Origin of the sequence: Pseudomonas sp. PDM20 (assembly GCF_014852575.3) — a bacterium.
In the GTDB taxonomy this organism is placed as follows: Bacteria; Pseudomonadota; Gammaproteobacteria; order Pseudomonadales; family Pseudomonadaceae; genus Pseudomonas.
The window spans coordinates 4,924,181-4,936,602 of record NZ_CM181224.1 but is presented as its reverse complement, the minus strand read 5'-3'; the positions used below and the strand labels follow the sequence as shown (position 1 = coordinate 4,936,602).

The window sequence follows — 12,422 nt, the reverse complement described above, 5'->3', positions numbered from 1 at the left end:
ACCAAGAGGTAAGCCGTCATGGCAAGAGTTCGTCACAAGCGCAAGCCGGTCGCGGAAATGAACGTGGTGCCCTACATCGACGTGATGTTGGTACTGCTGGTCATTTTCATGGTGACCGCGCCCATGCTCAACCAGGGCGTCAAGGTTGATCTGCCCAAGGTTTCCAGCGAAGCGCTGCCGCAGGATAACGATTCCCGCGTGCTCACCATCTCCATCAAGGCCGACAAGACCTACTACTGGAACATGGGCTCCGAAGTGGACCCGGATCAGGGCAAGGCCAGCCAGACTGCCGTTGACCTCGATCAGCTGGTGACCGCGGCTACCGCGATCATGGCGCAAAACAGCAGTCAGGGTAAGAAAGTCCAGGTCTTCGTCCGTGGGGACAAGGCAGTCGACTATGGCTCTGTCATGGCCGTCATGGGCGGTCTGCAGAAAGCCGGAGTCGGCAACGTCGGTCTGATTACCGAGGCACCAGGTAGTTGATGCACCAGCTCGAGCGCTCTCAATCGGAAGGCTACTTCTGGCCAACGGTCCTGGCCGTGGCTCTGCACGTCCTGATCTTCGCCATGCTGTTCGTCAGCTGGGCCAGTACGCCTGAACTGCCGCCTTCGCGGCCGATCGTCCAGGCTACGCTGTACCAGCTGAAGTCCAAGAGCCAGGCGACCCAGCAGACCAACCAGAAGATAGCCGGCGAGGCGAAGAAGACTTCGGCCAAGCAATACGAGCAGGAGCAGCTCGAGCAGAAGAAGGCTGAGCAGCAGGCATTGGCTGCTGCGAAAGCCGAGGAACAAAAGAAGGCCGATGCGGCTCAAAAGGCTGCAGATGCCGCCGAGAAAGCCGCTGAAGCCAAGAAGGCAGACGACGCCAAGAAGGTGGCCGATGCTGCCGCAGCCGCCAAGAAAGCGGCTGAGGCCAAGGCTGCCGAGCAGAAACAGCAGGCGGATATCGCCAAGAAGAAAGCCGAGGAAGAGGCCAAGAAAGAGGCCGCTGAAGAGGCGAAGAAGAAAGCTGCCGAGGAGGCCAAGAAGAAGGCCGCCGAGGACGCGAAGAAAAAAGCCGCCGCGGATGATGCCAAGAAGAAGGCTGCCGCGGTCGAGGCTGCGAAGAAGAAGGCTGCTGCTGCAGCCGCTGCCGCAGCCCGCAAGGCCACGGAAGACAAGAAGGCCCAGGCGCTGGCCGACCTGCTGTCCAACGACACGCAACGGCAACAGGCCCTGGCCGACGAGCAAGGTGACGAGGTGGCGGGCAACTTCGACGATCTGATCGTCAGCCTGGTGAGCCAGCAGTGGAGCCGTCCTCCTTCAGCTCGTAACGGAATGAGCGTAGAAGTGCTGATTCAGATGCTGCCGAGCGGGGCGATCACCGGCGTAAGCGTAACCCGCTCCAGTGGTGACAAGCCGTTCGACGATTCGGCGGTGGCAGCGGTCAAAAACGTGGGCCGTGTTCCCGAACTGCAAAAACTGGATCGTGCCACTTTCGATAGCCTGTATCGTCAGCGCCGAATGGTCTTCAAACCGGAGGATTTAGATCTGTGAGTACCCTGATTCGCTTCGCGCTCTTCGCCCTGGCCCTGGTGGCCGGCGCAGCGCAGGCCGCCGACCCGCTGGTGATCTCCAGCGGTCGTGACTCGGCCGTCCCGATTGCCGTGGTTCCGTTCGGCTGGCAGGGCGGCAACGTCCTGCCCGAAGACATGTCGAACATCATCGGCAGCGACCTGCGCAACTCCGGTTATTTCGAGCCGATCCCGCGCCAGAACATGATCAGCCAGCCGGCCCAGGCCAGCGAGGTGATCTACCGCGACTGGCAGGCCCTCGGTGCGCAGTACGTCCTGGTCGGCAGCATCGTCCCTAATGGCGGCCGCCTGCAGATCCAGTACGCCCTGCTCAACGTGTCGACCCAGGAGCAGGTCCTCACCGGCAGCGTGGGCGGCACCACCGACCAGCTGCGCGACATGTCGCACTACATCGCCGATCAGTCGTTCGAGAAGCTCACCGGCATCAAGGGGGCGTTCTCCACCAAGATGCTCTACGTGACCGCAGAGCGCTTCTCGGTGGACAACACCCGCTACACCCTGCAGCGCTCCGACTATGATGGCGCCCGCCCGGTGACCCTGCTGCAGTCGCGCGAGCCGATCCTCTCGCCGCGTTTCTCGCCCGATGGCCGTCGCATCGCCTACGTGTCCTTCGAGCAGAAGCGTCCGCGCATCTTCATGCAGTACGTCGACACCGGTCGCCGCGAGCAGATTTCCAACTTCGAAGGCCTCAATGGCGCCCCGGCCTTCTCGCCGGACGGCAACCGCCTGGCCTTCGTGCTGTCGCGTGACGGCAATCCGGAGATCTACGTGATGGACCTGGGCAGCCGCCAGCTGCGTCGCCTGACCAACAACTCGGCGATCGACACCGAACCCTTCTGGGGCGCGGACGGCTCGACCCTGTACTTCACCTCGGATCGTGGCGGCAAGCCGCAGATCTACAAGATGAACGTGAACTCGGGCGCTACCGACCGTGTGACCTTCATCGGCAACTACAACGCCAACCCGAAACTGTCGGCGGACGAGAAGACCCTGGTCATGGTTCACCGCCAGGACGGTTTCACCAACTTCCAGATCGCGGCGCAGGACCTTCAGCGCGGTAATCTCCGGGTACTTTCCAACACCAACCTGGATGATTCGCCCACTGTTGCGCCAAATGGCACGATGCTAATATATGCCACCCGCCAGCAGGACCGGGGCGTGTTGATGCTCGTGAGCATCAACGGACGTGTTCGGTTACCGCTACCCACCGCTCAAGGCGACGTGCGCGAGCCTTCCTGGTCCCCTTACCTGAACTGACGGTTGCCAACTGTTTCAAATTTATACACTGGGGTTCATTAGGAGTTACATGATGGAAATGCTGAAATTCGGCAAATTTGCCGTTATCGCCCTCGCCATGGCTGTTGCCGTCGGCTGTTCGTCCAAGAAAGGCGATGCTACTGGCGAAGGCGCCAATGGCGGCGTTGATCCGAACGCTGGCTACGGCGCAAACAGCGGTGCCGTTGACGGCTCCCTGAGCGACGAAGCCGCTCTGCGCGCTATCACCACCTTCTACTTCGAGTACGACAGCTCCGACCTGAAGCCGGAAGCCATGCGTGCCCTGGACGTACACGCCAAGGACCTGAAAGGTTCCGGCCAGCGCGTAGTCCTGGAAGGTCACACTGACGAGCGCGGCACCCGCGAGTACAACATGGCTCTGGGCGAGCGTCGTGCCAAGGCCGTTCAGCGCTACCTGGTACTGCAGGGCGTTTCCCCGGCTCAGCTGGAACTGGTTTCCTACGGCAAAGAGCGTCCGGTTGCCACTGGCCACGACGAGCAGTCCTGGGCCCAGAACCGTCGCGTTGAGCTGAAGAAGTAAGACCTGATGCCGATGCGCCTGCGTTTTCTGACCTTGATCGCATGCGGACTGCCCCTCATGGCGGCAGCCGCGGTTCCGGTACAGGACGGTAATGGTGGCTATGCCAGCACACCGCCCTCGGGTTATGGCACCGCAGGCGCCGATGGCGCCTACGCCGGAGGCGGGATGACTACTCCCGTCTCCGGTCAGGCTCAGCTGTTCATGCAGCTGCAGCAGATGCAGGACGAGATGTCCCGTCTGCGCGGCATGCTCGAAGAGCAGCAGAACCAGATCCAGCAAATGAAGCAGGAAAACCAGGAACGCTTCCAGGACATCGACAGCCGCCTTTCCAGCGGTGCAGGTGCAGGAGCGGCCGGTGCTGCTGTTCAACAGGATTCCTCCGCTGCCGGCGCCAGTGCCGGAGCTGCCGCCGGGGCAGGCGTAGCCGCCGCCCAGCAACAGCAGCCCGCTGCCAGCAGCGAGCCGGGTGACCCGGCAAAAGAAAAGCTTTACTACGACGCCTCCTTTGACCTGATCAAGGCCAAGGATTTCGACAAGGCCAGCCAGGCCTTCGGCGCCTTCCTGCGCAAGTATCCAAACAGCCAGTATGCTGGCAACGCACAGTACTGGCTTGGCGAAGTAAATCTCGCCAAGGGTGACCTGCAGGGCGCCGGCCAGGCCTTCGCTCGCGTCAGCCAGGCCTACCCGAGCAGCGCCAAGGTGCCGGACTCGCTGTACAAGCTCGCTGATGTCGAGCGCCGCCTGGGCAATACCGACAAGGCCCGTGGCATCCTGCAGCAGGTCGTGGCCCAGTATCCGGGCTCTTCCGCCGCCCAGCTGTCCCAGCGTGACCTGAAGAACCTCAAGTAAGGCACCGCACCGCACTGTCCGAAAACCCGCGCCCGTCGCGGGTTTTTTCGTTAGAATTCCCGCCCCCGGAAAGCACCAGTGGTTTCAGCTCGGCTGATGTCTGCTGTGTTCCGGGCTTGCCGGGCGCCCAGTGAGCGCGCCCACGACTCCAACGCAACGGAGGCGGATGGTCTGTGTAGCCGTCACGCCCGTGGCTGATATGCAACAGACCCTGCGCATTACCGAGATTTTCTACTCGTTGCAGGGGGAAACGCGCACCGCCGGCTTGCCGACCGTGTTCGTACGCCTGACGGGCTGCCCCCTGCGCTGCAATTACTGCGATACCGCCTATGCGTTCAGTGGTGGCGAGATCCAGTCCCTCGACGCCATCCTTGACCAGGTTGCCCAGTACCGCCCGCGCTACGTCTGCGTGACCGGCGGCGAGCCTTTGGCTCAGCCCAATTGCATCCCGCTGCTCGAGCGCCTGTGCGATGCCGGCTATGAGGTTTCGCTGGAAACCAGTGGTGCGCTGGATATCTCCGCCACCGACCGCCGCGTCAGCCGCATCCTCGACCTGAAAACTCCGGGCTCCGGGGAGGTGGTGCGCAATCGCTACGAGAACATCGGCGAGCTGACGTCCAACGATCAGGTGAAGTTCGTCATCTGCTCCCGCGAGGACTATGACTGGGCGGTGTCCAAGCTGATCGAGTACCGCCTGGAGCAACGAGCCGGCGAGGTGCTGTTCTCGCCCAGCCACCGCGAAGTGCACGCGCGTGAGCTGGCCGACTGGATCGTCAGCGACAACTTGCCAGTGCGCCTGCAACTGCAGTTGCACAAGATTCTCTGGAACGACGAGCCGGGCCATTGAGCGCGGAGGAGACCTACTCATGTCCATCAAGCCATCCATGAACGACAAGAAAGCCGTAATCCTGCTCTCCGGCGGCCTGGACTCCGCGACCGTGGTCGCCATGGCCAAGGCAGAAGGCTACGACTGCTACACCATGAGTTTCGATTACGGACAGCGTCACCGTGCCGAGTTGCAGGCAGCCGAGCGGGTCGCTCGCCAGCAGGGCGTGATCGAGCACAAGGTGATCGGCCTGAACCTGAACGGCATCGGCGGCTCCGCCCTGACCGATAGCCGCATCGATGTGCCCGAGGCACCCGGCGAAGGTATCCCGGTCACCTACGTGCCGGCGCGCAATACCGTTTTCCTTTCGCTCGCGCTGGGGTGGGCGGAGGTGCTCGGTGCGCGGGATATCTTCATCGGCGTGAACGCCGTGGATTATTCCGGCTACCCGGATTGTCGTCCCGAGTTCGTCGAGGCTTTCGAGCGCATGGCCAACCTGGCTACCAAGGCCGGTGTGGAGGGCGACGGCTTCCGCATTCAGGCGCCGCTGCAGTTCCTTTCCAAGGCGCAGATCATCGAGGCGGGCATCGCCCAGGGCGTGGATTACAGCCTGACGGTTTCCTGCTATCAGGCCGATGATGACGGGCGTGCGTGCGGTAAATGCGACAGCTGCCGACTGCGTTCCGAGGGCTTTTTGGCCGCGGGAATTTCCGACCCGACGCGATATTTCTGAAAAAAGTTTTCGAAGGGTGTTGTTTTTGCGTTAGAAATCAGTATTATACGCCCCACGTTGGGTCGTTAGCTCAGTCGGTAGAGCAGTTGGCTTTTAACCAATTGGTCGTAGGTTCGAATCCCACACGACCCACCAACATGTAAGACAAAAGCCCCGTGATCGAAAGATCACGGGGCTTTTGCCATGTGCCGGAAAAAGTCTGCCGTATGGCCATCCACGGTGCACCGCGTCGTAAGGCGGTGGTGATAAAATCGCCGGCATAATCAGACCGTGCCTGTTGAGGTTTTCACACGATGTCCCAGATTTCCGAACGCCTGCTGGTCCAGGCCCATCTGGCGGCGAAGCAGCCGCGGGTGCTGAGCGTGCAGGAAGAGGCCGACTACCGTGCGGCCATCGCCGCCGAGCTGAAGGCGCAGAACGCCGTGCTCGTCGCGCACTACTACTGCGACCCGGTGATCCAGGCGCTGGCCGAAGAGACCGGCGGCTGCGTTTCCGACTCGCTGGAAATGGCCCGTTTTGGCAACCAGCATTCGGCGCAGACCGTGGTGGTCGCCGGTGTTCGCTTCATGGGCGAGACCGCGAAAATCCTCAACCCGGAAAAGCGCGTACTGATGCCGACCCTGGAGGCGACCTGCTCGCTGGACCTGGGCTGCCCGGTGGAAGAGTTCTCCGCTTTCTGCGACCAGCATCCCGAGCGCACCGTGGTGGTCTACGCGAACACCTCGGCAGCCGTGAAGGCGCGCGCCGACTGGGTAGTGACCTCCAGTTGCGCCGTGGAGATCGTCGAGCACCTGATGGACAACGGCGAGCCGATCCTCTGGGCGCCGGACCAGCACCTGGGCCGCTATATCCAGCGCGAGACTGGCGCCGACATGCTGCTCTGGGACGGTGCCTGCATCGTTCACGAGGAGTTCAAGGCCAAGCAGCTGGAAGACCTCAAGGCGATCTACCCGGACGCCGCGATCCTGGTGCACCCGGAGTCGCCGGAGGCGGTGGTGGACCTGGCCGATGCCGTGGGCTCCACCAGCCAGCTGATCAAGGCCGCGCAAACGCTGGCGAACAAACGCTTCATCGTCGCCACCGACCGCGGCATCTTCTACAAGATGCAGCAGCTGTGCCCGGACAAGGAATTCATCGAGGCGCCCACCGCCGGCAACGGTGCGGCCTGCCGCAGCTGTGCGCACTGCCCGTGGATGGCCATGAACACCCTGGAGCGCACCCTGGCGTGCCTGAAGGACGGCTCGGGCGAAATCTTCGTCGACCCGGCGCTGATTCCCAAGGCAATCAAGCCGCTCAAGCGCATGCTCGACTTTACCCAGGCGGCGAAGTTGAAGCTGGCGGGCAATGCCTGATCAGCATGCGTGAATGAAAAAGCCCGGCAGATGCCGGGCTTTTTTGTGGGCGGGAGAAGGGCTCAGCGTCCCATCATTTCCTTGAGGATGCGCTCCTGCTCGCGGAACTCCTGCTGGCGGGCATCCAGGCGCGCGGCCAGGGTGAAGTTGCCGCCGGCGCGGCGCTTGGCGAAGTCCAGCTGCTCGATCGCCTGCTTGTAGTCGCCGGTGAGTGCGTAGTACTCCGCGCGGGCCTGGTACACGCCAATGGCGTTGCCACTCAGGGTGCAGGCGTCGGCCAGGCGGTTCCACACGTCCGGGTCCAGCGGGCGGCGCTGGGACAGCTTGAACAGCGTTTTCTCGGCATCGGCCGCGCGGTTGGTCTTCATCATCAGGTCGGCATTGGCCTGGATCAGCGGGTAGCTGTCCGGGTACTGGCCGAGCATCTTCTGCACCCGCGCCTGGGCGTCGGGCAGCTTGTTGGCGGTGATGTCGAGATCGGACATGGCCAGGTTGTAGCTGATGTCGTTGGGCGCCTTGGCCAGCAGCTGCTGCAGGTTGCTGCGGGCGTCGTTGAGCTGGCCGATCTTGGTCTGCGACAGCGCAAGGCCGTAGCGCGCAGCGTCGTTCTTCGGGTCTTCGTCGAGTTGCGCGCGGAACTGCTTGCTGGCCATGCCCGGCGTGTCTTCGAACATCTGCTGGACGCGGGCGCGCATCAGCTCGTAGCGCAGCGAGTCTTCCTTGCCGCCCTTGGGGTACTGCTCGGCGCGGTTGCGGGTGTCGGCGATACGCGATTCGGTGACTGGGTGAGTCAGCAGGAATTCCGGCGGTTTGCCCTCGTAACGGTACTGGCGGGCCAGGCGCTCGAACATGTTGGGCATGGAGCGCGGGTCGTAGCCGGCGCGGACCATGGTGGCAACGCCGACGCGGTCGGCTTCCTGTTCGTTCTGCCGGGAGAAGCGCAGTTGGTTCTGGATGGCCGCGGCCTGGGTGCCGGCGATGGCAGCGATACCCGCATCACCGGCGCCGGCGGCGGCGGCGATGATGCCGGCCAGCATGGCGGCCATCACCGGTACCTGCATGCGCTGTTGTGCTTCGATGCCGCGGGCGAAGTGGCGTTGGCTGAGGTGGCCGAGTTCGTGCGCCAGTACTGCGATGTACTCGCCTTCGGTCTGGGCATAGATGAACAGGCCGCCGTTGACGCCGACCACGCCGCCAGGGGCGGCGAAGGCGTTGATCTGTTTGTCTCGGATCAGGATGAACGCCAGGCGGTGGTCCTGCAGTTCGCTGGACTCCGCCAGGCGGTAGACGCTGGACTCGACATAGTCCTTGAGTTGCGGATCGTTGAGCGTGTCGACCTGGTTGCGCAGCATGCTCAGCCAGGCGCGGCCGAGCTGGAACTCCTGCTCCGGGGAGACGATGGACGAGCTGGCGTCCCCCAGGGAAGGCAGGTCGTCCGCCAGGGCCGGCATGGCGAAGGCGACAGCGAGCGACAGCAGGGCAGGGCGGAGTACTTTCATGTACACAAGGCTCGTTCCGAGAAAGGCTCTACTTTAGCCGCACGCTTACGCCTATGCCTAGTTTGCAGGGCGGAAGTGCGGCGCAATTCGAATCGGGTATTTCCGCTCCGTGGCCCTTTCAACCCCGAGTCTGACGGCTTCATTAATGAACAGCGTCTCTGCAGGGCCTGGTTACTTTTCCAACGCTTTCGGTATTCTTGGGCGCCCTGACTGGAGTTCGTTTCGATGTCCGATTCCACGCCGTCCGTCCCCGCCTGTGACGCGGAGCTGGACGCCAGCGGTCTCAATTGTCCGTTGCCGCTGCTCAAGGCCAAGCTGGAGCTGAACCGGCTTCCCAGTGGAGCGGTGCTCAAGGTGATCGCCACCGATGCGGGCTCGCAGCGCGACTTCCGCGTTTTCGCCGATCTTGCCGGGCACTCGCTGCTGCATGAAGAGGTCGAAGCCGGCGTCTATCGCTACTGGCTGCGCAAGAAGTAGCCCCTGATCGCGGGTAACCGCGACGTTACCCCATTCGTTTCGCAGGTTTCGTTGATGCTCAAGGTTTTGCAGGACTGGATGCAGCGCTATTTCTCCGACGAGGAGGCGATAGTGCTGGCGGTCATTCTCGGACTGGGATTTACCGTCATCCTGACCTTTGGCGGGATGCTCGCGCCGGTGCTGGCGGCGATGGTCATCGCCTTCCTCATCCAGGGCATGGTCGGCGTGCTGGAGCGCCTGCGTGTGCCACATCTGTTCGCGGTGTGGCTGGTCTATTCGCTGTTCCTCGGGCTGCTCGCAGTGTTCCTGCTGGTGCTGGTGCCGCTGCTGTGGAAGCAGCTGTTCACTCTGTTCAACGAACTGCCCGGCATGCTCGGCGAGTGGCAGGCGACCCTGTTGATGCTGCCTGAACGCTATCCGGACATGGTCACCGAGGAGCAGGTGCTGCACACCGTCGAGGCGGCGCGCAGCGAACTGGGTCAGCTCGGCCAGTGGGCGCTGACCTTCTCCCTGTCGGGCCTGCCGGTGGTGGTCAACATCATGATCTACCTGGTGCTGGTGCCGATCCTGGTGTTCTTCTTCCTCAAGGACCGCCGCCGCTTCTACCACTGGTTCCGCCGCTACCTGCCCCGTGAGCGCGGGCTGATGAAGCAGGTGTGGAACGAGATGAACCAGCAGATTGCCAACTACATCCGTGGCAAGGTCATCGAGATCTTCATCACCGGCGTGGCGACCTACATCGCCTTCGTGGTGCTGGGGCTCAACTACGCGGCGCTGCTTGCGCTGCTGGTCGGCCTGTCGGTGGTGGTGCCTTATATCGGCGCAGTAGTGGTCACCGTGCCGGTGGCGATGATCGCGCTGTTCCAGTGGGGCTGGAGCGACCAGTTCATCTACCTGATGGCCGCTCACGCGATCATCCAGGCGCTGGATGGCAACGTGCTGGTGCCGCTGCTGTTCTCCGAGGCGGTGAACCTGCACCCGGTGGCAATCATCTGCGCGGTGCTGCTGTTCGGCGGACTGTGGGGCTTCTGGGGTGTGTTCTTTGCCATCCCGCTGGCGACCCTGGTGAAGGCGGTGCTGGATGCCTGGCCGCGGCAGCCGCCATTGGAGCCGCAAGTCAGCCCGATGATGTAAACGAAAAAGGCCGCTGATCAGCGGCCTTTTTCATTGGCGCCGGCTCAGCGGCTTACTGGTTCAGCGCTTGAGCGGCAGCGAGCACGGCGTCCACATGCCCGGGTACTTTCACGCCGCGCCATTCCTGGCGCAGCACGCCCTTGGCGTCGATCAGGAAGGTGCTGCGGTCCACGCCCATGTATTCCTTGCCGTAGAGCTTCTTCAGCTTGATCACGTCGAACAGCTGGCAGACGGCCTCATCCTTGTCGCTGATAAGCTCGAAGGGGAAGCACTGCTTGGCCTTGAAGTTCTCGTGGGACTTGATGCCATCGCGGGAGACGCCGAACACCAGTGTGTTGGCCTTGGCGAAGTCCTCGATCCTGTCGCGGAAGCCCTGGCCTTCGGTGGTGCAGCCAGGGGTGCTGTCCTTGGGGTAGAAGTACAGGACGACCTGTTTGCCCTTGAGTTCGGACAGGCGGAATTCGACGCCGCTGGTGGCCGGGGCCTGGAAATCGGCGACGGGTTTGTTCAGTTCGACTGCCATGGGAATTTTCTCCTTGGGAGCATCCTTACGGATGCTGCGGACGCCAGGGTTCGATCAGCGCGTCCAGGTTCAGCGCATCGGCGAAGTCGAGGAACTGATCGCGCAGCCAACTGATCTGGGTGCCGGCCGGCAGCGTCACGGTGATGGTGGCGTTGAGCATGCTGGTGTTGGTGTGCGGCGCCTGGTAGGTGTCGCAGGTGAGGTTTTCCAGCTCGATGTTGTGATCGATGAAGAACTGGCACAGCTCGTTGAGGATGTCCGGACGATAGACGGCGCTGACATAGGCCACATAGGGCAGGGCCTGGGCGCGGGTGACGTGGACATTGCTGCGCGTGACGCTGAGGGTGAAGCCGTGACGCTTGGCCAGGGGCGGCAGGCCGCCTTCCAGGCGGGCCAGGGCATCCCAGCTGCCGGAGATCTGCAGGATCAGCGCACTGAACTCGCCGTGACGGGTCAGGCGGCTGCTGACCACCGAGCAGCGGTTGTCGACGCAGGTGCGGCACAGCACGCTGGTCAACTCCATCGGGTTCGGGCCCAGAGCACTGATCAGAAGGAATTGTTCACGAGGGTGAGAGGTGGACATGCAGCTTTCCTGGGAGTGGCGGCCAAGCGGGCCGCATCGACAAAGGAGAAAGGGTAGCGAAAAGCGCCGATGAGGGGAATGTCTGACCGCTCGCGGGTCGCTGCGTCACCTTGTGCGTGGCCGGTGGCGACAGTACCATTACGGCTTTCTTTTTCCGGCAGGAGCGGTTGCATGATTGCGGGCAGTATGGTGGCGCTGGTCACCCCCTTCGATGCTCAGGGTCGACTGGATTGGGACAGCCTCGCCAAGCTGGTGGACTTCCACCTGCAGGAAGGCACCAATGCCATCGTAGCGGTCGGCACCACGGGTGAATCGGCCACTCTGGACGTGAACGAACACCTGGACGTCATCCGTCGCGTCGTCGACCAGGTCAACGGCCGTATCCCGGTCATCGCCGGCACCGGCGCCAACTCCACCCGCGAAGCCGTCGAGCTGACCGAGGCCGCCAAGTCCGGCGGTGCCGACGCCTGCCTGCTGGTGACCCCGTACTACAACAAGCCGACCCAGGAAGGCCTGTACCAGCACTTCCGCCACATCGCCGAAGCCGTGGCCATCCCGCAGATCCTCTACAACGTGCCGGGCCGTACCGCCTGCGACATGCTGCCCGAGACTGTCGAGCGCCTGTCCAAGGTGCCGAACATCGTCGGCATCAAGGAAGCCACCGGCGACCTGCAGCGCGGCAAGGAAGTACTGGATCGCGTCGGCAAGGACTTCCTCGTCTACTCCGGTGACGACGCCACCGCCGTCGAGCTGATGCTGATGGGCGGCAAGGGCAACATCTCGGTGACCGCCAACGTCGCCCCGCGCGCCATGAGCGACCTCTGCGCCGCCGCCATGCGTGGCGATGCCGCCGCTGCCCGCGCCATCAACGATCGCCTGATGCCGCTACACAAGTCGCTGTTCATCGAATCCAACCCCATCCCGGTCAAGTTCGCCCTGCACGAAATGGGGCTGATTCCAGAGGGCATCCGCCTGCCTCTGACCTGGCTCAGCCCGCGCTGCCACGAACCGCTGCGTCAGGCCATGCGCCAGACCGGCGTCCTGGCTTAAGGAGCTC

At 63.0% G+C, this 12,422-nt stretch carries 14 protein-coding genes and 1 tRNA gene; 12 read left to right on the top strand and 3 right to left on the bottom strand.

What is annotated here, in order from left to right:
- The first annotated feature begins 18 nt into the window (after nucleotides 1-18).
- The 9 genes from tolR to nadA all read left to right on the top strand — a co-directional run bounded on the left by tolR (nucleotide 19) and on the right by nadA (nucleotide 7,149).
- The gene (gene tolR / locus IB261_RS22630) at nucleotides 19-483 is read left to right on the top strand and encodes a protein TolR (protein ID WP_081520162.1); all 465 of its coding nucleotides are present in this window, start codon (nucleotides 19-21) and stop codon (nucleotides 481-483) included.
- Complete coding sequence (gene tolA, locus IB261_RS22625; protein ID WP_151187985.1) at nucleotides 480-1,535, top strand: cell envelope integrity protein TolA; 1,056 nt, start codon at nucleotides 480-482, stop codon at nucleotides 1,533-1,535. The genes tolR and tolA overlap by 4 nt, the downstream gene beginning before the upstream one ends.
- Complete coding sequence (gene tolB / locus IB261_RS22620) at nucleotides 1,532-2,830, top strand: Tol-Pal system beta propeller repeat protein TolB (protein ID WP_151187984.1); 1,299 nt, start codon at nucleotides 1,532-1,534, stop codon at nucleotides 2,828-2,830. The genes tolA and tolB overlap by 4 nt, the downstream gene beginning before the upstream one ends.
- Nucleotides 2,831-2,882: 52 nt before the next feature.
- Nucleotides 2,883-3,389 (top strand): peptidoglycan-associated lipoprotein Pal, encoded by a 507-nt coding sequence (pal, locus tag IB261_RS22615; RefSeq protein ID WP_017522099.1) that lies wholly within the window; start codon nucleotides 2,883-2,885, stop codon nucleotides 3,387-3,389.
- A gap of 6 nt (nucleotides 3,390-3,395) precedes the next feature.
- Nucleotides 3,396-4,238 carry a tol-pal system protein YbgF gene (gene ybgF, locus IB261_RS22610; RefSeq protein WP_081520165.1) on the top strand — a complete coding sequence of 281 codons (843 nt, stop codon included), beginning with the start codon at nucleotides 3,396-3,398 and terminating at the stop codon, nucleotides 4,236-4,238.
- 199 nt (nucleotides 4,239-4,437) lie between these two features.
- On the top strand, nucleotides 4,438-5,085 hold the full coding sequence (queE, locus tag IB261_RS22605) for a 7-carboxy-7-deazaguanine synthase QueE (RefSeq protein ID WP_081520166.1): 648 nt from the start codon (nucleotides 4,438-4,440) through the stop codon (nucleotides 5,083-5,085).
- Between the two features lie 37 nt (nucleotides 5,086-5,122).
- Nucleotides 5,123-5,797 carry a 7-cyano-7-deazaguanine synthase QueC gene (gene queC, locus IB261_RS22600; RefSeq protein ID WP_081520349.1) on the top strand — a complete coding sequence of 225 codons (675 nt, stop codon included), beginning with the start codon at nucleotides 5,123-5,125 and terminating at the stop codon, nucleotides 5,795-5,797.
- 59 nt (nucleotides 5,798-5,856) lie between these two features.
- Nucleotides 5,857-5,932 (top strand) — tRNA-Lys (locus tag IB261_RS22595).
- 158 nt (nucleotides 5,933-6,090) lie between these two features.
- Nucleotides 6,091-7,149 carry a quinolinate synthase NadA gene (gene nadA, locus IB261_RS22590; protein ID WP_192381098.1) on the top strand — a complete coding sequence of 353 codons (1,059 nt, stop codon included), beginning with the start codon at nucleotides 6,091-6,093 and terminating at the stop codon, nucleotides 7,147-7,149.
- A gap of 62 nt (nucleotides 7,150-7,211) precedes the next feature.
- Here the strand turns inward: nadA and IB261_RS22585 are convergent, their stop codons facing one another.
- Nucleotides 7,212-8,648 carry a M48 family metalloprotease gene (locus IB261_RS22585; RefSeq protein WP_081520168.1) on the bottom strand — a complete coding sequence of 479 codons (1,437 nt, stop codon included), beginning with the start codon at nucleotides 8,646-8,648 and terminating at the stop codon, nucleotides 7,212-7,214.
- 225 nt (nucleotides 8,649-8,873) lie between these two features.
- Here IB261_RS22585 and IB261_RS22580 point away from each other — a divergent pair, with 225 nt between their 5' ends.
- The gene (locus IB261_RS22580) at nucleotides 8,874-9,125 is read left to right on the top strand and encodes a sulfurtransferase TusA family protein (RefSeq protein ID WP_017522093.1); all 252 of its coding nucleotides are present in this window, start codon (nucleotides 8,874-8,876) and stop codon (nucleotides 9,123-9,125) included.
- A gap of 54 nt (nucleotides 9,126-9,179) precedes the next feature.
- Entirely contained in the window at nucleotides 9,180-10,259 is a 1,080-nt protein-coding gene (locus IB261_RS22575; RefSeq protein ID WP_192381099.1) for an AI-2E family transporter, read from the top strand.
- 52 nt (nucleotides 10,260-10,311) lie between these two features.
- Here IB261_RS22575 and IB261_RS22570 read toward each other — a convergent pair whose 3' ends face one another.
- Together IB261_RS22570 and IB261_RS22565 are read right to left on the bottom strand one after the other, a co-directional pair.
- Nucleotides 10,312-10,782: a peroxiredoxin gene (locus IB261_RS22570; RefSeq protein ID WP_192209780.1), complete on the bottom strand. Its 471-nt coding sequence runs from the start codon at nucleotides 10,780-10,782 to the stop codon at nucleotides 10,312-10,314.
- A 25-nt stretch (nucleotides 10,783-10,807) separates the two neighbouring features.
- Nucleotides 10,808-11,365, bottom strand: coding sequence for a glycine cleavage system transcriptional repressor (locus tag IB261_RS22565; protein WP_081520171.1), 558 nt, complete (start codon nucleotides 11,363-11,365; stop codon nucleotides 10,808-10,810).
- Nucleotides 11,366-11,536: 171 nt separating this feature from the next.
- Here IB261_RS22565 and dapA point away from each other — a divergent pair, with 171 nt between their 5' ends.
- Complete coding sequence (dapA, locus tag IB261_RS22560) at nucleotides 11,537-12,415, top strand: 4-hydroxy-tetrahydrodipicolinate synthase (RefSeq protein WP_045210343.1); 879 nt, start codon at nucleotides 11,537-11,539, stop codon at nucleotides 12,413-12,415.
- The last annotated feature ends 7 nt before the right edge of the window (nucleotides 12,416-12,422 follow it).